13 protein-coding genes and 1 tRNA gene are annotated in these 21,631 nt (G+C 41.8%); 5 read left to right on the forward strand and 9 right to left on the reverse strand.

What is annotated here, in order from left to right; genetic code table 11:
• Positions 1 to 504 precede the first annotated feature (504 nt).
• Positions 505 to 576 (reverse strand) — tRNA-Cys (locus ACM0OR_RS15045).
• 430 nt (positions 577 to 1,006) lie between these two features.
• Here ACM0OR_RS15045 and cpdA point away from each other — a divergent pair.
• Positions 1,007 to 1,831: a 3',5'-cyclic-AMP phosphodiesterase gene (gene cpdA, locus ACM0OR_RS15050; protein ID WP_323266027.1), complete on the forward strand. Its 825-nt coding sequence runs from the start codon at positions 1,007 to 1,009 to the stop codon at positions 1,829 to 1,831.
• A gap of 49 nt (positions 1,832 to 1,880) precedes the next feature.
• Here cpdA and ACM0OR_RS15055 read toward each other — a convergent pair whose 3' ends face one another.
• On the reverse strand, positions 1,881 to 2,477 hold the full coding sequence (locus tag ACM0OR_RS15055; protein WP_190697247.1) for a CpcT/CpeT family chromophore lyase: 597 nt from the start codon (positions 2,475 to 2,477) through the stop codon (positions 1,881 to 1,883).
• Positions 2,478 to 2,692: 215 nt separating this feature from the next.
• Here ACM0OR_RS15055 and ACM0OR_RS15060 point away from each other — a divergent pair, with 215 nt between their 5' ends.
• A complete protein-coding gene (locus tag ACM0OR_RS15060) occupies positions 2,693 to 3,931 on the forward strand; it encodes a tetratricopeptide repeat protein (RefSeq protein ID WP_414577088.1) in 1,239 nt (412 codons plus the stop codon).
• Positions 3,932 to 4,322: 391 nt separating this feature from the next.
• On the opposite strand, the gene ACM0OR_RS15065 is transcribed toward ACM0OR_RS15060, so the two are convergent.
• The 7 genes from ACM0OR_RS15065 to ACM0OR_RS15095 all read right to left on the reverse strand — a co-directional run bounded on the left by ACM0OR_RS15065 (position 4,323) and on the right by ACM0OR_RS15095 (position 12,908).
• Entirely contained in the window at positions 4,323 to 5,588 is a 1,266-nt protein-coding gene (locus tag ACM0OR_RS15065) for a glycosyltransferase (RefSeq protein ID WP_414577090.1), read from the reverse strand.
• A 118-nt stretch (positions 5,589 to 5,706) separates the two neighbouring features.
• Positions 5,707 to 6,963, reverse strand: coding sequence for a glycosyltransferase (locus ACM0OR_RS15070; protein WP_414577092.1), 1,257 nt, complete (start codon positions 6,961 to 6,963; stop codon positions 5,707 to 5,709).
• 29 nt (positions 6,964 to 6,992) lie between these two features.
• The gene (locus ACM0OR_RS15075) at positions 6,993 to 8,252 is read right to left on the reverse strand and encodes a glycosyltransferase (protein ID WP_414577094.1); all 1,260 of its coding nucleotides are present in this window, start codon (positions 8,250 to 8,252) and stop codon (positions 6,993 to 6,995) included.
• A 147-nt stretch (positions 8,253 to 8,399) separates the two neighbouring features.
• Positions 8,400 to 8,867: a DUF2141 domain-containing protein gene (locus ACM0OR_RS15080; RefSeq protein ID WP_414577096.1), complete on the reverse strand. Its 468-nt coding sequence runs from the start codon at positions 8,865 to 8,867 to the stop codon at positions 8,400 to 8,402.
• Between the two features lie 467 nt (positions 8,868 to 9,334).
• Positions 9,335 to 10,336 carry an NAD-dependent epimerase/dehydratase family protein gene (locus ACM0OR_RS15085; RefSeq protein ID WP_414577097.1) on the reverse strand — a complete coding sequence of 334 codons (1,002 nt, stop codon included), beginning with the start codon at positions 10,334 to 10,336 and terminating at the stop codon, positions 9,335 to 9,337.
• Positions 10,337 to 10,442: 106 nt separating this feature from the next.
• Positions 10,443 to 11,621, reverse strand: coding sequence for an ABC transporter permease DevC (devC, locus tag ACM0OR_RS15090; protein ID WP_414577099.1), 1,179 nt, complete (start codon positions 11,619 to 11,621; stop codon positions 10,443 to 10,445).
• Between the two features lie 78 nt (positions 11,622 to 11,699).
• Entirely contained in the window at positions 11,700 to 12,908 is a 1,209-nt protein-coding gene (locus ACM0OR_RS15095) for an ABC exporter membrane fusion protein (RefSeq protein WP_323265953.1), read from the reverse strand.
• A 739-nt stretch (positions 12,909 to 13,647) separates the two neighbouring features.
• On the opposite strand from ACM0OR_RS15095, the gene ACM0OR_RS15100 reads away from it, so the two are divergent.
• The 3 genes from ACM0OR_RS15100 (at position 13,648) to ACM0OR_RS15110 (ending at position 21,581) form a co-directional block, all read left to right on the forward strand.
• Positions 13,648 to 14,976, forward strand: a complete 1,329-nt coding sequence (locus ACM0OR_RS15100; protein WP_414577100.1) for a ParB N-terminal domain-containing protein — start codon at positions 13,648 to 13,650, stop codon at positions 14,974 to 14,976.
• A gap of 686 nt (positions 14,977 to 15,662) precedes the next feature.
• Positions 15,663 to 15,941 carry a hypothetical protein gene (locus tag ACM0OR_RS15105; RefSeq protein ID WP_414577102.1) on the forward strand — a complete coding sequence of 93 codons (279 nt, stop codon included), beginning with the start codon at positions 15,663 to 15,665 and terminating at the stop codon, positions 15,939 to 15,941.
• A gap of 252 nt (positions 15,942 to 16,193) precedes the next feature.
• Positions 16,194 to 21,581, forward strand: coding sequence for a beta-ketoacyl synthase N-terminal-like domain-containing protein (locus ACM0OR_RS15110; RefSeq protein ID WP_414577103.1), 5,388 nt, complete (start codon positions 16,194 to 16,196; stop codon positions 21,579 to 21,581).
• Positions 21,582 to 21,631 lie beyond the last annotated feature (50 nt).

Genomic DNA, 21,631 nt, shown 5'->3' on the forward strand with positions numbered 1-21,631 from the left:
GTCATTTTGAAATCTCTCTTAATTTTTATTAGTAAATAAGATGCGTTTTCCCTAAAACCCAGGTCAGTTAAAATAGCTACCATTCTAGCTAGTAACCCTAAGTATCCTTATGAACCTTATTAAAGTCCCCAAACCTATAATATTTATCCTTATCACTAGTGCAGTATCACTAGGGCTACCTGAAATCATAGTAACCAGGATGTAACCATGTAACCCATGTGTGCCTAGGGTAACTCTAAGCCTACCCTAGTTACCCCGGTCACTAAATCGCCCTTAACCCCCTACCTAATAAGCACTTGAGGCTGGACAGCTAACCCTAACTACATAAAATAACCCCTTAGAAGCTGATAACCTCTAAGGGGCTAGACACCTGAAGAACTTTAAAGATACTTGTTAAATATAAGTTGCACCTAACAGCATTTAGTCAGCCTTTGACTATCGCTTTGACTACCATTTAGTTACTTTTGGTATTCCCTTGGCACTCTTAAAAGGCTGAAAGCCTTAAGGCGACACCCGGATTTGAACCGGGGGATGGAGGTTTTGCAGACCTCTGCCTTACCACTTGGCTATGTCGCCGCACTCACAATTATCAATAATAACAGGTTTTGCTCTAAATTAACATCCCTTGTTTGGGGAAATTTTACTTTATTTGTACCAATCCTGGAAATGGATGATGGTGTCGCCAAGAAATTATAGATTTACTTGAATAACACTAACATCTACACTTCTGTAGATGAGTGTCGTAAAATACAAAAAAAGCAAAATTTCTATCCTAGGATAGATGAAAACCTAAACCATTATTCAAATCAAGCATTTTATACAAAAAACTTGGTATAAATTGGGTAGAATTGATTAACCAAAATAACAAAAATAACAAGCATTTTACTTTATAAGTATGGAAATAAAAAGTAAATCGTGTTATTGATGCTCTTAATGATGTATGTACTAGCAAGCTAATTTTATTACTTTTTTAGATAATGCTATTGTCCCAAAAGGAGAATCAAATATTAATACGCACAAATCCTTAACCGTAAAAATGAATCAAGCTTCTCCAATATCGGTAGCTCAAGTAACGGATATACATTTGTTGGCAGCAGAAAATCACCAACTGCAAGGGATACACACTACAGAATCTTTCCAAGCAGTGATAGAACGGTTACGAGAACTACGAGATGAACTAGATTTACTGCTACTGACTGGAGATTTGTCTGATGATGGTACGCCTCAATCTTATGAAAATCTGCAATACCACCTGAATTTACTCAAAATCCCGACTTATTGGCTACCAGGAAATCATGACTGTGCGATCGCAATGGATAAAATTTTAAATCTAGGAATGCTTTCCCGACGCAAGTCTTTTCTACGAGGTGGTTGGAATTTTATCTTGCTGGATTCGTCTGTAACTGATAATTGGCATGGTTATCTTTCAAATACAATTCTAGAGTGGCTGGAATCCGAATTACAAATCCTAGGCAAAAATCCCACTTTAGTAGCCTTACATCATCCTCCTTTTCCTGTGAACTCTGCTTGGCTAGATGCAAGTAGGCTCAAAAATCCTGAAGATTTGTTTGCTGTTCTAGATCGCTATCCCCAAGTTAAGTTAGTCTTATTTGGTCACATTCACCAAGAGTTTCGACACCAGCATCATCATGTTGAATATCTGGGTAGTCCCTCAACTTGTTTTCAGTTCCATTCAGAAAGTCCCACTTTCGCTATTAATCAAGATTTTCCCGGTTTTCGTTTGTTAAAACTATACCCTGATGGCACATGGGAAACTAGGGTTGAGCGAATTCATTATCCTTATCCTCTCAAGTCAGCTGCGACAGTCTGAGATGAGGGAGTAGGGAGTGGGGAAGAATCACCTACTCAATAATCAAGAATCAGGAACTAATTACCACTTCATCAGCGAAACTCTGCCAACGCACGAAGTAAAATGGCCCGGCTACAGAACCCCAGAGATGTTCATCTGTCTCTAAATCTCGTCCTCTATCAAGACTGATAAATTTCTCTTCGTTAATCTCAAATTCATTATCTAAATAGGTTTTTTGTCCTTTACGAAAGACGATACAACCTTTGCCTGGTTCAACTTTGCCTTTGAAACTATTACCAGTCCACTCTACAATCATGTTACAGCCTGGTAATTTTTCCATATGGTCACTGTTTAAGGCGTTGAGACGTTGTAAGTCACGGGATGCACCGTAGAAATTTTCTTCTTGCTTTAAAGTATAGTTTTCAATGTGGATGCCATCGCCTACAATATCTAGCTTTAGCACCCGCAAGCGATAGGGATCGTTGATTGCATAGTCGTAAGCCTGTTCAACAAAGAATCCCACTCCTGATAAGATATCCCAGGGTAGGGGACGCATACACACGCGAATATGAGCATACAAAGGTGGATTTTCAAAAGCTTGTGCTTGATTACTAAAATCAGCAGCCATCCAACGCGCTAAGGTGGCGATATCCGTAGAATGAGTCACGTTGCTTCGCTCCGAATTCAAAATTCAAAATTCAAAATTAACAATCCCCATAAATAAATTGAGGTGCTAAAAAAATCTCTGTAAGCATTGTAAAGGTTATTGGGGACTGGGAACTGGGGATAATTATCGATGGTTTATGCGTCAAACTAATTTGCAGTTAAAGTTGTTAGACATAGATGCCCAATTCCCCATGCCCATATATTTGTAAAATATTTATGCTCAAACGTTTCAGTATAATTATTACAGCAGCTATAATCTGGCAATTTAGCAGTGATTTGACGCTGGCGCAGAGTAAAAATCCTCTACAGGCGGATAAATTCCCACCTAGTCCCCTAGAAATCACTACACCAGACCCACTTTTACCAAATTTGCGCGATAAACAGCCTTTAAGTCTTCTAGAAAAACTGAAACTTCAGGCGGCGTTAGATGAGTTAAATCAAGAGGCGGTGGTAAAACTGCAAGCGGGAGATAAGGAAGCAGCTTTTGAAATATGGAATCGGGAGTTGCGCTTGCGTCGCTATTTGGGTGCTGTGGCTGAGGTGCAAGCATTGTCAAGAGTTGGTGAGATTGCTTGGAATCGCAGCGATCGCCAACAGCTATACTACATTACACAACGCTTGCAGGCAATTCAAAAGCAGGCACAACCCAAAAAAGCAAAAACTCAAGCCAGTGTTGATTTAGAGCTATTACGGGCATTAGGTGCAGCTTATCAGAAAGTGCGATCGCCTCAACCTGCCATAGAACTTTATAACCAAATTTTGGCAGAGGTGCGACAACAAAAAGATACCATTGCGGAAATTGATACTCTCCAAACCCTGGGAAACTTAAATCTGAGTTGGTTTAATTATCCCCAAGCCGCCACCAACTACGAGGAGTTGTTAAGTTTCGCGACCTCTAGGGGAGAACGCCAGGATGAATTAACATACCTGCAACAGCTAGCTTATATCTATCAACAAGCCAAGCAGCCGCAAAAATCTATTGATGTCTTGAGTAAGCTGAAAGAAATTTACTCCCAAAATGATAATCAGATACAAGTGCCAAATTTGCAACTAGCGATCGCAGCCAATTACGAAACCCTCGCTAAAGAAAATCCTGCTCTACTCCCAGAAGCCTTTAAAAACTATCAAACAGCTTATGTCACAGCTTGGGGATTGCAACAGTATGCGCGTGCAGCTGAAGCATTGCAGAAATTAATCCCCTTATATCGTTCTCAAGGACAAATTAATGAGGCTTTAGAAACTAGTAAAATTCTCTTAGAAACAGAAGCAAGAGCCGCTAATTATTATGGGATGATGCAAGCTTACGACCAAATGGGACAATTATATTTAGAAAATAAAGACTATCCGCAAGCACTAACAGCTTTTAAAGACGGGTTAGAGTTAGCAAAGCAACTCCAACATCAGGAAGCATACTTTACTCAGCAAGTTGAAAAAGCATCCCAGGCAAGTTTGTAAATAAAAATGAAACCACAGATATAAACAGATAACTCATCGGCGTTTATCTGTGGTTTCAAAAACAAACCAGGATTTTTAAAATAATTGTAATGATATGGAACATATTTTACTGTGAGCAATGAGACAAAAACCCTTTTGTAGATATGCCATAAATCGTGTCTCTACAAATTATTAACAAATAAAAAAGTTTGTAGTGAGGACTTTAGTCCTCAAAATAAGAATGGCTCTTCATTACTTAGTATGCTAATGCTAAATTCATCTACGCAAAAGATTGAATCTCTTGCTAGGTAACAATAGAAGCCTTTATTATTAGCATTCTAGAGTCAATTTATGATGCTTAACTAAAGGATACAAAAGAACCATAAGGACTAAAGTCCTCACTACAAACAGGTTAAACAGAGGTAGTTTCTACTGTGTCTGATACTTGCACCAACTCATACAGCTTGACTTCAAACTTCTCCATACAAGCTGACCAATCATATTCCAAGATGGAAGGACGAGCCTTTTCAGCCATAGCTGCTTTAAGTGTAGGATTTGAGAGAATATCTATCACCTTTTGAGCAAAATCTGCTGAATTATTGGGTTCAGCTAAAAAGCCATTATGACCAGGAGTTACTTGTTCTGAGGTAGACGGTGCTAAGGCTGCAACTACAGGAGTACCAGAAGCTAAGGCTTCGTTAGTTGTGGTGCAGAAGTTTTCTGTAACCGAGGGATTGACAAAGACATCCGCACGAGCAAACCAACCTAATAGTTCTGTACCGTGAGATTCACCCCAGATAGTAATACCCGCAGCCCACCTTTCTGCACGTTTGCAAATTTCTGCATCTAGAGGGCCACTACCCACAATCACTAAATGAATGTTGGGAATTTGAGCAGCAATCAGAGGATAGATATCTATGAGTTGTGGGACATTCTTTTCGGCGGTGATGCGTCCGACAAAGAGAATAGTTGGTCTATCGTCATTAGGGATGGGGTTATGGCAGATATTGCGAGGGTGGAATTTCTCGCAATCAATACCCTGATAGGGGACATATTCACTCGGTTGGCATCCTAATTTCTGGTATTTAGCGAGTTGTTCACGAGAGGAAAATATATTCAGATCATAAGTTCGGCTGATTTGCTCCACCAAATAAGGGATGATCGGACTCAACAACTTAAAGAAGACATTCCCAAAGTAATATTTGATGTAGGCCACAATATCTGTGTGGAAGACCGAAATAATCGGGGTTTTAGTCCGCCGTGCATACTCCACACCCACCGGACGACCGTAACCTTGGATTAAGGCTGAATATAAGCCTCGCATTTGGGCGGCTTCTTCCACCACAATGATGTCGGGTTGGAAATCAACTAGTAACTCGGTATCGCTCCAATGGCGATAACTCAAAGGTTGGGGTAGAGACTTGTAGAATATCAGTGGCTCTGTAGGGAATGAGAAAGAAGAGAAATTGGGATAAGACTTTAACTCCTCTAACCCAGGCATGGGGCGATCGCCTACTTGTTTGGGATACTGATCATTAAATTGCGGATGGACTAAAAATACTTCATGACCCTGTTGTAGTAACCAACGCGCTCTCTGGTGAACTGCAACGGAAACCCCGGTCAAAAAAGGAGAATACAATCCTGAAAACAAAGCGATGCGAAGCTTTTGCTTATTCATAATTCCATCGAAGGTGTGTATCTTGTCTCAGCCAGAGGTGTTTGTAAGGTGAAGCACTTCTACTGAGCAAGTTGGATAAGAATTTAGGATTCACGCATCGATATAGAGATTAAAGAGTTCACAGAGAAATTTGGCGATCGCTTGGTTGATTCCCTTGCTGATAAGGGCGATATTCCATCAGATGAATCTGCCCAGATCCTCTTACTTCATAGGTAACACCACGCCAATGTACTATAGGCATATTGAAAGACTGAAACATCGCTAACCCATACACCCATTGATGTAAAGGCATTCCGATGAGCATCTTCCAGATGATTGGCCAAGAGAATTCCGTTACTGGCTTACCTTGGGAACGAATTATTGGCTGTATGCTCATCTCCAACAACAACGTCAGCATAACTAACGCCAGGATATAAATCCCATACCAGATAAAGGCGATCGCAGCTGTACTTCCTTGTCCGGTAAACCAAGCCAGGACAAACACCACAACTAACAAATTGGGTAGCAAAGTTGTCAACACTGCCTCAGCCACCACCCCCGGCCAAAACGGATGGTAAAGTCGAGAAGTCATTAATTGACGTTGCATCCAATACCTTAAACTAGGCAAGTCCGCCTCCTCCTGATTCAACATTATTAAAGAAGGTACGAACTTGACCTGGAGGTTATGTTGACTTAAGACACGACGAATCATCGTGTCTTCGTCCAAGGCTTCTCCCCACTTCTCCAATAGTCCCGTTTGGTGTATTACCTCTGTTTTTATCGCCAAACTACCACCCCAAGGAACACCGTATAGATACATCTGGACGATCGCCGAAACATTCCAGATGTAACGAACTAACGAACCCCAATACGTACCTGTAGGTACATACCAACGGTTTCCAGTTGTTGCTCCTACGGAGGGATTATTTAAAGGTGAGACTAATTCCCGCAACCAATTAGGGTGAACAATAGTGTCAGCATCTACCAACGCCACAACCTTGTAAGAATCGTCTAGTTCCGAGACAGCTTGCAGAAGGGAACTGCACTTGAGACTACAGGTTGATCGGATGTTTCGCAAATGACTGATTTGGTAATTAGTTACACCCAATTCACCGATAGTATTGCTGACAACTTGCCAAGCTGGATCATCCTGACTATCGATAATCAACTTCAAATTGTACTTTGGATAGTTTTGCTGAAGTAGCGATCGCAAACAATCCGGTAAAAACGGGTCAGCACCACGTAAACACAACACCACCGCCGTTTTCGGTAACTGTTCATCGGGTAAACTTTTAGAGCCTGAATTTAAACTCCCCAAAAACAGTAGTACGAAACCCACCTGAACAACTAACCAAGCCACCAAAAATTTCGATATCGATATCACCAAATCATTCATTTGTTGATGACCCTTACATGATGTATCAATCAAAGAGATATCTTGCTATCCACAGGCTGATCTAAAAAATCATAGGGATGGTATTCCACCAAACGAACATTCCAAGGGCCTCGAATCCGATAGACAATCCCCCGCCACTTCACCGTTGATATCCACACAGAAGAGAGCATCGCTAACCCATATACCCACTGTGTTACGGGAATAGCCAGCAACATTCTCCCCACCATCCCCATTGATAACTTTGTCCCCGGCTGACCTTGGGAGCGAATCACCGGCTGTAAAGCCATCTCCATCAATAGCATCAACGACAGTAATCCCAGAGTGTAAATGCTGTAGGATTTAAACAATAAATCTGCTACCTCCCACTGAGCATCACCTAACGATAAGAAAAACAAAACAATCACTAAAGTGGGAAACAAAATACTAGAAACAGCTTCACTCACAATAGCTAGCCACCGGGGATGGTACAGGCGCGAATAGAGGATGAGACGTTTCACATAGTCGATTATCCCCAGCAAATCGCACTCTTCACGATTCACCATAATCAACGAAGGTACAAACTTCACCCTCAACCCATGTTTTTTGAGGATATTGTGCATCATCAAATCTTCACCGAAGGCTTGCGCCCACTGTTCGACAATTCCCGTTTGACGCAATACCTCTGTTTTCAACGCCAAAGTCCCACCCCAGGGAATCCCAAATAGGTACATCTGCACAACTGAAGCTATATTCCCTGTGTAGCGTACCAATGAACCCCAATATTTCCCTGTGGGTACATACCAACGATGACCTGTTGTCGCCCCAACTTTAGGATTATCTAAAGGACTGACTAATTCTCGCAGCCAATTAGAATGAACTATGATATCGGCATCAACAAAAGCTACCACTTCATAAGAATCATCTAAATCAGAAATAGCTTGAATCAAAGCACTACATTTAAGGCTACAATTGTGGCGGATAACTCTTAAATGACTAATATCAGCATTAGTTACTTCTAGTTGCTTGATAGTATCCCCAGCAATCTGCCAAGCTGGGTCATCCTGACTATCAATAATTAGCTTTAAATCGTAGTTGGGGTAATTCTGTTTTAACAACGCCTCAATACAGTTGGGTAAAAAAGGATCAGCCCCGCGTAAGCAAAGAATTACCGCCGCTTTAGGTAACTGTTCATCAGGTAAAGTTTTTGTCCGCGATAATCGCACATACAACAAAAACATTAGAGAAATAAAGACCTGAATCCCCAACCATCCCAGCAAAGACCTAAACAAAAATGCTGCCAAATCTCTCATGACATCTATAAGTCTCCGGCAAATTTCGCCATCTGTAATAGTTGAGAGGAAAGACTAATTCGTAATTACAGTTCGTAGTAAGGACTTTAGTCCTTCTTTATCAGCACTAAAATGCTTACTACAAACCATCAAAAAACTAACAAATTTCTAGCGATCAAGCGAGTATTTCAGAGTAATATTAACAGTTGTATTTTTGCTGACAGCAAAACTTGATTTATTGAACTTGGGTGTACCTGTTTGGATAGATACAGTAGGATTGTTAGAAATCCCAAATCCTTCCTTGGGAATGCCAAAGAAATCAGAATCAAGTTTTTGATTACCGTTTTGATCATCTACAACAGCTACGGCATAAGTACCAGGCTTTAAGCCATAGAAATGCTTAGTGAGTGACTTACCTGTAATGCGAGTACAGCCACTTTGTACTTCACTGGTGTCACTCATAGGAAACCCTTTCTCGCTAGCGTAAACTCTCATGCAAATCTGGCCTTTTTGATGCCGGATACCGTTAACTACAACAGTTAACTTAGCTGTCGGTTCTGCATTCAATGGTCTAATACAAGTGAAGCTCAATAAAGTTGCTAGTAAAACCTGATGTAATCGAGCAAATTTCAACATATTGTTGTCCTCATTAATAGATATTTTTGGACTGACTACTTTTGTTCAGAAGCGATAAATCGCGTTTCTACTCCCTGTGTTTGCAGTGGGTTATAATGTAATACGGTTCAGTTAAGTGAATAGGTTGGATTTCGCAATCGCTCAACCCAACAAAGTCTTGATAATGTTGGGTTAGCCGATGGCAAGCCCCTCCGGGTCTACGTTTCTCAACCCAACCTAAACCAGTGTTGTTTTTAGCCTTAACTGAACTGTATTGGGTTATAATGCCAAACCTGCCAAAACTGTCGTGCTGCTATCAGCAAATCTTTAAGTCATAAAGACTCCTTTCCTTTGAGTTTCTGATATAAACTGATAGCGCAACGGATATAATCATGTAAACTCATTTGCAACAGACATACAAAACTTCTATTACCATAGCTATGGGCAATGAAGCATAGAAGTAAAATTTCTGTTGCTCCCCTGAACCCTTATTTAAGTAGCTTTTGGATATCGGTCTTTTCTAGCCATGTTTTAGTTTGATGCAGCCCTGTTTCTAAATCAATTTTTGGTTTGTAATCTAACAAGCTTTGAGCTTTAGCAATAGAACAAGCATAGGGACGACTCATAAAATCTACTGATTCTGGTAGAATATCGGCTTTTTTACGAAATAGTTTTTGCCCCTGATGACGCAGTTTTAAAAACAGTTTGATTTCATCTTTACCTAAAGACATTGGCGCAGGTAAAGCTTCCATTGCTGCTAGGCGCATAAAATATTCTTTCCAGGAAGTTGCTTCTCCGTCGGTGATATTAAATATTTCACCGTATGTCTGTTTTTCAATTGCCAAAAAGATAGCATCAATGAGGTTATCTACATAGACATGATTAATTACACCTGGCCTATCATTGGGATAGGCAAATAACTTTTGTCGCATGAAGTGAATTGGTCTGACAACCCAAGGTAGGCTTCCCGGCCCGTAAACATCGCCAGCACGAATAATAATCATGCCGAAATCTGGGGGAGAATTGAAGGGTAGAAGTTCAGCTTCGGCGGCAATTTTGGTTTCACAGTAGGGGTTGTCGCTACCGGAGAGTGTACCGGATTCCGTAATGCGATCGCAATAATCAAACCCATACACTAAAATACTGGAAAGATGCACAAAAGTTTTCACCCCAGCACTTTTGGCAGCTTTGGCTATATTCACCGCACCGCCAACATTCACTTCCTGAAACTGTTTGATAGGGCCAGCTTCTTCGGTAATTTGGGCTGTGTTTAAAACAATGTCTACTCCCTGGCAAGCTTTTTTAGCAACAGCCGCATCGGTGATACTCCCAATAATTACTTCAGCCCCCAATTTCTTAGCTGTGTCAGATTTATTAGAACTTTGCAGTCCACGCACCTTCATTCCCTGTGCTATGGCTAACTCGGCTGCACGCAAGCCAATAAATTCATCAATTCCAGTAATTAGAAGAGTTTTGTCTTGTAAATTCATAGTTCAGGGTTTATTTTTTTACTAAAAGGGAGTAGGGGAAAGAATTTTATATTTTGGATTTTAGATTAAATCCCAACCCAAAATTAAAAATGGAATTGCCCAATCCCTAAAAAATATCAGCCGGGTCTGCGGAACGCAGTTTGTTAATAGCAAGTGCGCCTGAAGTGATGCACATTAAAACGGCGGAAACAAAGACAATTAAGGCATTATTCGCCGTCATCATAATAGGTAATTTTGTAGCTGCCATTGCAAAGTCATACAAAGCGATAGAAACTAAAAATCCTGGTATATAAGATAACAATGCCAAGATGATAGCTTGTTGAAAAACCACATTTAACAGATAAGAATTGGGATATCCAATAGCTTTTAATGTGGCATAAGCGATAAATTGTGTGGCAATATTGCTGTAGAGAATTTGATAGACAATTACCACACCCACAACTGAAGCCATTGTCAACATTAGGTTGAGGATAAAACCAATTGGTGTTCTAGCAGACCAATATTGTTTTTCAAAATCAATAAAACCTTGGCGAGTGAACACCCTGACATCATTAGGTAGATTAGCTCGCAAATTTGCTAAAACTCTTTCTTGATTGGCATCAGGTTTAAGACTGATTATACCTATATCTATTTTCTCGACGGGGCGCGTGTTGGGATTAATCCGCAGAAAAGTTGCGTCACTGACAATTAAGTTACCATCCACACCAAAGGAAGGGCCTAAGCTAAATAAGCCACCGACTCTGACTTTATATCCTCTTGGCCCATCAAAGGGGAAGATTTCAATTGTCTGTTCGGTATCTCCTTTGTCAAAATTCGCTGCAATGGGGCCAAATTCTGGTCTTGCATCCCTATCAAATAACATGACATCAGGAATTTTCAGCCTATCCAAGTTTTGCTCAATTTCAGGAATATTTAAGACAGATTTGCCTGGGTCAAACCCCATCACATATATAGAGTATTTCTCACCAGTAGCAGGGTTTTTCAATTTAGCAAATTGTAAATACATGGTGCTAATTGATTCCACACCATCAAAACCTAAAGTTTGGTACAAACGAGTTCGAGAAAAACTTTGATTTGATGTCAAAGATTTATATTGAGAACTTACTAAAAATAAGTCCCCTTTAAGACTTTGGTGTACTGCGGTAGCACTAGAATAGAGAGCATCTTGAAAACCAAGTTGCACAAACATCAGCAAGACAATGAAGGCGATACCAGCTACAGCCACCAAAAATCGAATTTTTTGTTGGACTAGCTGTAGCCATGCCAAAGGAATCTTAAAATTCATGGCTTTTTATTAATGAGGAAATGGGGATAAGGGGCAATGGGGAATGGGGACAACTTTTTTCTGCCCCATGTCCAATGACTAAATCTGAATAGCCACATCAACCTGTAAATTTGTTAACCGAGATACACGTTGATTATCTGCGGGTTTATCGATAGATACTTTAACTTCAATGATTCTGCGGTCTGTGTCAAAGTTGGGGTTAATGCTAAAGATGCTTTGTTTGTCAACTTGCAACCCAATTTCCTGAACTGTTCCTTGCAATTTACCGCTAAATGCAGGACTAGTAATGATTACTTTTTGACCTAGCTGAACCTTTTGAATATCGGTTTGATAGACTTCTGCAATGACATACATTTGAGAGGTTTTACCAATATCAGCAAATCCAGTGTTGCTAATAACCTCACCTTTTTTGGCATGAATTTTTAACACTTTGCCATCGATAGGAGCTTTAATATAGGTCAACTCCTGGTCAGCTTTGGCTTGTTTGATAGCTGTTACAGCACTCTTAACTTCATTTTGTGCCAACTCTACATCTACAGTCCGCACTTCTTGAACGCTGTTGAGTCTGGCTTTGGCTTCTTTGATTTGGTCGGCGAGGGTGTTTTGAATCCTGCTGAGACTAGCTTTGGCTTCTGTTAGTTGTTGCTGTGTTGTTTTCAGTTGTAATGCTCTAGTATCTGCTACAGAAGCTGAGACAGCACCTTCTTTGACTAACTTTTGATATCGCTCATTTTCCGTTTCAGCGTTATTAACTTCTGCTTGGATACGGTTAATTGTTGCCTCTTGAGTAGCAATTTCTCCTTTGAGTTGTGACTGTAACCTAGCAATAGTAGCTTTTTGGGCGGCAATGTCTCCAGGTTTAGCACCTGCTTTAACTTGTGCTAGTTGGGTCTTAGCAATTTCTAGTTTATCTAAAGCCTGTTGTAGAGCTGCGGTAGCACGGGCATAATCTTCTAAATACGCCAATACTTGCCCTGCTTTTACTTCGTCGCCTTCTTTCACCAAGAGTCTTTCTACTCGGATACCATTAGTAGAACTAGGTGCTGACAAGGTAGTTACTTTACCTTCAGGCTGCAAACGTCCTAAAGCTGTGACAGCAACTTTCACTGGCGCAGCTTTGGGAGAATTAGCGGCGGTTGGTTGGTCTTGAGAGCGAAATTTATTTGGCGTAAAACTGTGTAAAGCGACTATTCCAGCCGCTAACGTGATTGAAGCTGCCAAAATTAACCGCCACCTGCCTTGAGGTTTGATAAATAACTGGCGCAGGCGTTCTTTATTTACTTCCATATTTTTATTCCTAATTGGTGTGATGAGCCAGGAATACGATTGGGGATTGGGGACAAATCAAGTCAAAAGTCAAAAGTCAAAAGCCAAAATTAATTAAATAACTCCTGGGGACTGGGGACTGGGGACTGGGGATTGGGTAATAGAGCTTTTCGTGCGTCCTGGTGTACGCAGTTAATGCCGTCTACTATGAGCAATTTTTCCCTGTATTCTTATGAATGTGCTGAAAATCTAATTAGGTTTATGTAAATGCTTTAAGATTTTGATACATACCGCAAACAAGTTACTTAGCGGCAACATTAATGATGGTGAATCGACTACAAATCTTTCTCTGTTTTACCTTAATTAGACTTCGCATCAAGTAGCGTAAAATACGCTTGCACTTTTGAACAACTTAAATTCCCATCAATACGAAGCGCGGAGTGGAAATTAATGAGAAGAATTTACTAAATACGTATTTAATCATTGCAAAAAACTTTGATTTTGTCAATCGATTGGGGATTGGGATAGGTTATTTGTATTGAGTATTATTGATGAATTGCGATCACCTCCGGTGGGCGGGTACGCCATCAGCTACGCTGGGCGGAACGCCATAGCCACTGTTGTGTAGTATTGGACATTATCATGGGTTATGTGAGTAAAATCATCGTTTCTAGATATTCTTGAAACATATTTAGCGTATCTTAGTCGTAATGCTGAGTGATTCGACTCACTGTCTTAAATTTTGCATTTTGAATCGCTTATGTCTACAGTACCCATAGACCAAATTAAAATCGGTCGCAACCGCCGTCCGGTCAAGGGTGACAAGGTTGATGAACTCAAGGAGTCAATTCAGGCGAATGGTCTATTGAACCCAATTACGGTAGACCAAAAGTTGAATTTGATTGCTGGACTGCATCGGCTGACGGCTTGTAAGTTGTTGGGATTAGAGGCGGTTGAGTGTAATATCGTCGCTTATGCTAGTGCTGAACAAGCGCGGTTGGCAGAAATTGACGAAAATTTGATTCGCAATGAGCTAGAACCCCTAGAGCGTTCTGAATTGTGGTTGGAACGTGACCAAATTCTGGAACGCATGGGTTTACGGGCGAAGGTGGGAGATAATCAACATACTTTCAAAGGTGGTGAAACGATTTCACCACCCAAGAGAACTTTAGAGTTAGCCAGGGAAGTTGGTTACTCAGAACGCACATTTCAGCATGGTAAGCAAATTGCTAAAAGTATTCACCCAGAAGTTAAACAGCTAATTAAGGGTACACCCATTGCTGATAGTCCTACAGCACTTTTAAGTGTCGCGAGAGCTGGGACAAAAGAGCGTACCTTAGCTACCGCCGCACAACAGGCTAGGGAGTTAGCCGAGGCTAGGGGAGACAGAGCCGAAGCCCAACGTCAAGAGCAATTAGTAGAAGAATTAGAAGCGAAGCAAAAAGAGTTACAGACATTAGCTTACAAAAGTGCTATGGCGCAAAAGGAAGCTAAGTTAGCTGTGAAGAAAACTCAAGCGATCGCCTCCCCTTCACCTGCTCAAGCTTCCCCCACTATCCAAACAGGTGATGAATGGATATTAGGCAGACATCTTGTATATTGTGGTGACACCTCCCAGCCGGAATTTCGCAACTTATTACCTTCAGATGCAGCATTAGCGATCGCCACTCTCTCACCCACCTGGGAGCATAATTACTTGGTAGATGAAGCCAGGGTTGTGGCTGTCATTCGTGCTGAAGGACATATTTATGATTTCTACAAACAAAATCAAATGCCTTTTCAATATGAATTATTACTAGGAAATCTCTATGTAGGGATTTTTTCTCATCAATTAATAGTAAAACCCCAAAACCCAATTAATATTGAAGGCGTGGAGGGAATTATTAATTATTTGCTCAATTTGTACACCAATCCTAATAATTTTGTGATTGCTCCATTTGTGGGACACGGTGAAATTCTCATTGCTTGTGAAAGATTAGGACGTATTTGTTTTACGGGTGACAGCAATTCAGAATTAGTTAACCGTGGACTGGGACGCTGGCAGAAATGGACTGGTAAACAAGGACAGAAAATAGGCTTGGTGTCTTAGTATTTTGTTGGTTTTGAACCACAGAGGCACAGAGGCACAAAGGAAATTAAATGTTTAAAGTTGCATACTTTGTTTATTCTGCACAATATATAGAAGAAATATTTGCTTAATAAATACTCCTTAATCATGTTGGGTCATTTATATTAAAAATTCATCAAAAATCATCTCTTGATTATGATGTGCTGCTGAAAAATAAATTCTTGCAGCTATGTAATCAGATCGGTGTATTGATGAAATGTTTACTGGCTTGACTAGAAACTGTAACTGTTATCTGCATCGATATCAGGTCAACCTTACAGCCGACATCAAGCAAATTGTCAGCTTGTGTTTATAAGTCCTCAATTATACTAATGTGCTATGGCTAATTTGAGATTTTCATCAACAAATATCTATTATGTTTATAAAATTAATTTAAACCAATGATTTAGTTTCTATGAACTGTGCTATTCTTTGTATTAATTCAATGCTTAAAAGCAGCGAGGCAAATTAGTTATTTATGTGCGAGTAGAACAGTAGTAAAAAATGACTAAAGCTAGCTGCATCTCCATCGCTTTCTCAATGGTTGATAATTCGTTTAAAGGACTGTATTAACTCGGATTCAAGATGGTATTTCTTCTGTAACGAATTTGTCAACTTTTTGGGATCGAATCCCATAACATATATTATCCTGGACGCTGAAACTGGCTATGGCATTCATCAAAATACAGAACGTTGTCATTAATACCAGCTACGTGGCTGCGGTAAAACTAGATCATCAAACTAGTTTGGGAGAAGAAAGCGTTTCTGTCCTAATAGCTACTCCTAAGTTTCCGTTGCTCCAGTTAGATACAATTGCTCAAAATTTCTACCATTACGAATGGATGGAATTTACCGGTTCAGCAGCTACCGCGCTTCAAGATTATTTTACTAGTTTCAATAACGTCATCGACTTGTTGCCGCCATATCAAGAGTCGAACGTTGGATAAGATGATTCAGAAGGCAGAAGGGAGAGAAATCTTGACAGCCAATTCCCAATGCCCACAGATGCTTAACAAGAAATAACACTAGTCAGGGTAAGCAACAGCAATTATACCAATTATTCAAAATTCATTAATAGTTCGCAACTCAGAAACCCTAGTAAAACCTGGATTTCTTAATTACGAATTACGAATTACGAATTACGAATTGGTATTCCTGTCGCTGCACAATCCACAGTACCCCAGAACAGTATATACCCTATGTCTGCTAATTCAATTGATACTGCCTTAGCGGAGTTAGAAACCCAGATTAATAATTGCGAAAAGGCTTTGTTGCGGTGTATTGAGGAAAAAAAAATGAACTCGGAAAAACCAATGTCAATTAACAAAATTAACAGACAACTACAACAAAATCCTATCGCCATCATCGGTATGGCATCATTAGTTCCTCAAGCCAGAAATTTGCGGGAATACTGGCAAAATATCATTAACAAAACTGATTGTATCACCGATGTTCCTTCTACTCACTGGAGCGTAGAGGATTACTACGACCCCAACCCCAGAACCCCCGAAGATAAAACCTATTGTAAACGCGGTGGGTTTATTCCAGAGGTTGATTTTAACCCGATGGAATTCGGTATCCCTCCCAGCATTTTAGAAGTGACTGATGTTTCGCAACTATTAAGTTTAGTAGTTGCAAAAGAAGCAATGGAAGATGCCGGTTATGGCGAATCTCGTGAATTTAACCGCGAGTTGGTGGGGGTAATTTTAGGGGTAGCCATGGCCAAGCAATTGGGTATGCCGCTATCTGCACGCCTAGAATATCCCATTTGGAAGAAAGTCCTTAAAAGCAGTGGACTCTCTGATGAAGACACCGATAAAATCGTCGAAAAAATCAAAAGTGCCTACATCAAGTGGGATGAAAACGCCTTCCCTGGGATGTTAGCTAACGTCGTCGCCGGACGCATTGCTAACCGCTTGAACTTTGGCGGGATGAACTGCGTAGTTGATGCAGCCTGTGCTAGTTCCTTCGGCGCATTGAAAATGGCCATTAGCGAACTAGTAGAACATCGTGCTGATATGATGCTAACTGGTGGTGTGGACACCGATAACACCATCATGGCTTATATCTCCTTCAGCAAAACCCCGGCTGTTTCTCCCAGTGAGAAAGTTAAACCCTTCGATGCCAAATCTGATGGGATGATGCTGGGTGAAGGTGTTTGTATGTTGGTGCTGAAGCGTCTAGAAGATGCAGTCCACGACAACGATAAAATTTACGCGGTTATCAAAGGCATCGGTACTTCCAGCGATGGCCGCTACAAGAGCATTTATGCACCCCGCAAAGAAGGACAAGTCAACGCCTTGCGCCGTGCTTACGAAGATGCAGGTTTTTCTCCTGCTACTGTTGGTCTAATTGAAGCCCACGGTACAGGAACAATGGCTGGCGACCCCACCGAGTTCGGTTCTTTAAGAGACTTCTTCTCTAAACACGACAACAAAAAGCAGCACATCGCTTTGGGTAGTGTGAAGTCCCAAGTCGGACACACTAAAGCGGCTGCGGGTGCAGTCAGCTTAGTTAAAACCGCCTTGGCATTACATCATAAAATTCTGCCCCCCACAATTAATATTACTGAACCAAATCCCAAGCTCAATATTAACGAATCATCTTTTTATCTCAACACTGAAACTCGCCCCTGGATTCGGGCGGAAGGTGAAGCACCAAGACGCGCGGGTGTAAGTTCCTTTGGTTTCGGTGGGACAAACTACCACGTAGTTTTGGAAGAATACGAAAGCGAACAAAACCGCCCCTACCGTTTACACAGCACCCCCCGCGAAATCCTGTTATTTGCCGCCAATCCTGGGGAACTGCTGAAAAAGTGTGAAGAAGTTTTAGGTAACTTGCAATCAGAAGGTGGTGATAGACACTTCGCCCAGTTAGCGCAAGAGTGCCAAGCTTTAGAAATTCCCCAGAATGCAGCGCGAGTTGGCTTTGTCGCGGAAAATCTGCAAGAAGCCTGCAAGTTTATGCAAACTAGCATTGGCTTACTGAAGCAGAAAGGTACAGCAACTAATTGGGAGCATCCCCAAGGGATTTACTACCGTGCATCCGGGATGGAATTAGGCGGTAAAGTGGTATCCTTGTTCTCTGGTCAAGGTTCTCAATACCTGGAAATGGGTAGAGAACTGGTGATGAACTTCCCCACCCTGCGCCGTCTATTCGGTTACATGGATGGCTTGTTACTTCAAGATAACTTGCACTCCCTCTCAGAAATTGTTTTCCCTCATCCTGTATTTGATGAGTCCGAGAAAAATGCTCAAGTTGCTGCATTGCAACGCACAGAATACGCACAACCAGCGATTGGGGCATTTAGTGCAGGTTTATATTCCATTCTTAAGCAAGCTGGCTTTAAGTCTGACTTTGTAGCTGGACACAGCTTTGGTGAAATTACCGCTTTGTGGGCTGCGGGTGTATTGAGTGACCAAGATTATATGTACCTAGTTAAATCTAGGGGTCAAGCAATGGCTGCACCCAAAGACCCTGACCATGATGCAGGGACAATGCTGGCGGTGAAGGAAGACATCGGCAAAATCGAACCGATTCTGAAGCGATTTCCACAGGTAAAAATTGCTAATTACAATTCTCCCACCCAGTTTGTCTTAGCAGGGCCAACCACCGAAATTGCTAAAGTCCGTCAGGCTTTACAAGAACAAGGTTGTGCAGCTATAGCGTTACCAGTATCCGCCGCTTTCCACACCTCCTTGATTGCTTTCGCTCAAAAGTCATTTGCGATCGCTACCAAAGCAGTAAAATTTAATGAGCCAAAAATTCCTGTATTCACCAACGTTACAGGTAAACAATATTCCCAAGACCCCCAAGCAATTCAAAAAATCCTGGAAACTCACCTAGCTAACTCGGTGCTGTTCAAACAGGAAATTGAAAATATCTACGCGGCTGGTGGTTCTTGCTTCGTGGAATTTGGCCCGAAGAGAATTTTAACTAACCTAGTCAAAGATATTTTAGGCGATCGCCCCCATATTACCGTCTCCTTGAACCCCAGTACCCAGAAAAATAGCGATCGCTCTCTGCGGGAAGCAGTAGTGCAAATGCGGGTAATGGGTATGCAGTTGAAAAATCTTGACCCATACCAAACCCAGCCTACCCTACCCCCAGCCGATAAAAAGAAAACGCTGAGTGTGCCGTTAAGAGGCATCAACTATATTTCCGACAAAACTAAAAACGCCTTCATCCAAGCGTTGAATGATGGACACAAAGTTTCCTTACCTGCTGCACCTACAGTTAATATCCCCGCTACCCCAGTAGAAGAAACACCCGCCATCTCTGCACCTGCGGTAACAATGACACCAGCAATGTTTGCCCCAGTCAAAGAGACTAACGGTAACGGACGCACTCCCAAAATTGCCAATCAGTCTACTATCACCACCAAAGCACAACCTCAAATGAACTCTGCGATCCTTGCACCTCAACTAGCCGAAGAGAAGAAGATGCAAACACCAGAAAAACTGGAAAACTTCCAGCGAATGCTACAAAGCTTAGAGTACCTGATGACTCAGTTCCAGAACAACCAAACTGAGAACTTGCAAGTACATGGTACTTACCTCAACCATCAGATGGAATACACCAAAGCGTTCTTCCAACTGATGCAACAGCAAAATGCTTTGTTTGCTAACGCTAAGACCTCCCAAGAAGCTGCTCAACTCAAGCTAGTAGTGATGGAAAGCTTGGAACGCAGCATGATGCAGTTTCATTCCCAACAAGGTGAAACCCTCCGCATCCATGAAAAATATCTTCAGGAACAGCTAGCATACGCCCAAAACTTCTTTGACCTAATTCAGCAACAATATTCTCTGGTACTTTCCAGTGGAGTGACTGCACCAGCCACCGAGACACCAGTAAAAGAAGTTCCCGCTTTCACCATCGACACACCAGTTGTTGAAGCACCTGCACCTGTAGCAAAAGTAGAACCCCAGCCTCAGCCAGTAGTTGAGCCTGTAGCAAAACCTGAATTCACCATTGCTGACGCGCCTGCACCCGCAGCTTGGCAAATGCAACCTGTAGTTGAAACACCGGTTGCTGCACCTGCGCCTGTGGTTGAAGTTAGCATCCCCGCAGTCAAAGAAGTTGAAGTTACTCCTACCCCTGCACCTGTAGCTGCTCCCGCCCTAAATTTGGCTGAGTTGGGTAACAACCTCTTAGCGATTATCAGCGATAAAACCGGCTATCCAGTCGAAATGCTGGAAGTGGAAATGGATATGGAAGCAGACTTAGGTATTGATTCCATCAAGCGGGTAGAAATCTTAGGCGGATTACAAGAAATGTATCCCGACCTACCCAAACCTAACTTAGAAGAACTCGCAGAAAAACGCACCATCGGTCAAATTATCGAGTTTCTGCAAGTAATGGCTGGTAGTAGCCAACCTGTAGAAGTTACAACTCAGAACTCAGAACCCATCACTCAAAACTTAGAACTCACAACTCAAAACTCACAACTCACAACTCAAAACTCAGCACTCAGCACTCAGCACTCAGCACTAATTGAGCCAGTAGCTGTTGTAGAAACCATTGTAGAACCCATTGTAGGAACGGAAACCGCAGCCGACACCGCAGATTACGCAGACATCGCCCAAACCCTGCTCAACATCACCAGCGATAAGACAGGCTACCCAGTCGAAATGCTGGAACTAGAGATGGACATGGAAGCCGACTTAGGTATTGATTCCATCAAACGGGTAGAAATCTTGGGCGGATTACAAGAAGTATATCCCAACCTGCCCCAACCCAACCTCGAAGACTTAGGCGACCTCCGCACCATTGGTCAAATTGTTGACTACCTCCAGAAGCTGGTGGGAGGTGAAAAAAAAAAGTCTCAGTCTGAGCTTAACTGGCAACCAGTCCAAATAATCGACGGAGTTCAACGTCGTCCAGCCAAGCTCAAATACCTACCAGCACCGGATAGTTTAGAGTTCACATTGCCAGAGGGACACATCTGTTTAATTACTGATGATGGCTCTCTGACTACCTCCCAAGTAGCGCAAACCTTAACAGAAAGCAGCTGGAAAGTAGTAGTTTTGAGCTTCCCCCAATCGATAGTTCCCCAGCGTTCGCCATTACCCGCAGGTGTGCATCAAGTCACCCTTGCAGATATGAGTGAAGAACTACTCCAAGGAAAATTATCGGCGATCGCAACTAACTATGGCACGATTGGGGCTTTTATTCACCTCCACCCAGGATTTCCGGTAGATAACACCGGGACAATACCTTTTATCCCAGAAGAAAAGGCGATCGTCAAACACGTCTTCTTCTTGGCGAAACACCTGAAAAAATCCTTGACAGAAGCCGGAAGTTATGAGCGTAGTTGTTTCTTCACGGTGACTCGGTTAGATGGAAGCTTTGGATTAGAGCATAATGTTAACTTTGGTGCGATCGGTGCTGGTTTGTTTGGCTTAGTTAAAACCCTGAGATGGGAATGGCCGAATGTATTTACTAGAGGAATTGACCTCAGCCCCAGTTTAGATCCGCAAGTGTCAGCACAAAATATTATTGCCGAACTGCACGACTCTAATCTTTACATCGGTGAGGTTGCTTACGGTTCTCAAGGACGCGTTACTTTGATTAGTTCTTTTGAGTAAAGGGAGTGGGGATTGAGGGTGAAAGTTTAAACGCAGAGGGGCGCAGAGGT

The organism is Anabaena sp. CCY 9402-a, assembly GCF_963920945.1.
Taxonomy (GTDB): domain Bacteria; phylum Cyanobacteriota; class Cyanobacteriia; order Cyanobacteriales; family Nostocaceae; genus Trichormus; species Trichormus minutissimus.

Coding starts and splice junctions, on each gene's coding strand:
- ACM0OR_RS15085 (WP_414577097.1), bottom strand. CDS start 10,336: ATGAATTTACAAGACAAAACTCTTCTAATTACTGGAATTGATGAATTT.
- ACM0OR_RS15075 (WP_414577094.1), bottom strand. CDS start 8,252: ATGAGAGATTTGGCAGCATTTTTGTTTAGGTCTTTGCTGGGATGGTTG.
- ACM0OR_RS15105 (WP_414577102.1), top strand. CDS start 15,663: ATGGCATTCATCAAAATACAGAACGTTGTCATTAATACCAGCTACGTG.
- ACM0OR_RS15095 (WP_323265953.1), bottom strand. CDS start 12,908: ATGGAAGTAAATAAAGAACGCCTGCGCCAGTTATTTATCAAACCTCAA.
- ACM0OR_RS15100 (WP_414577100.1), top strand. CDS start 13,648: ATGTCTACAGTACCCATAGACCAAATTAAAATCGGTCGCAACCGCCGT.
- ACM0OR_RS15065 (WP_414577090.1), bottom strand. CDS start 5,588: ATGAATAAGCAAAAGCTTCGCATCGCTTTGTTTTCAGGATTGTATTCT.
- ACM0OR_RS15110 (WP_414577103.1), top strand. CDS start 16,194: ATGTCTGCTAATTCAATTGATACTGCCTTAGCGGAGTTAGAAACCCAG.
- ACM0OR_RS15080 (WP_414577096.1), bottom strand. CDS start 8,867: ATGTTGAAATTTGCTCGATTACATCAGGTTTTACTAGCAACTTTATTG.
- devC (WP_414577099.1), bottom strand. CDS start 11,621: ATGAATTTTAAGATTCCTTTGGCATGGCTACAGCTAGTCCAACAAAAA.
- ACM0OR_RS15060 (WP_414577088.1), top strand. CDS start 2,693: ATGCTCAAACGTTTCAGTATAATTATTACAGCAGCTATAATCTGGCAA.
- ACM0OR_RS15070 (WP_414577092.1), bottom strand. CDS start 6,963: ATGAATGATTTGGTGATATCGATATCGAAATTTTTGGTGGCTTGGTTA.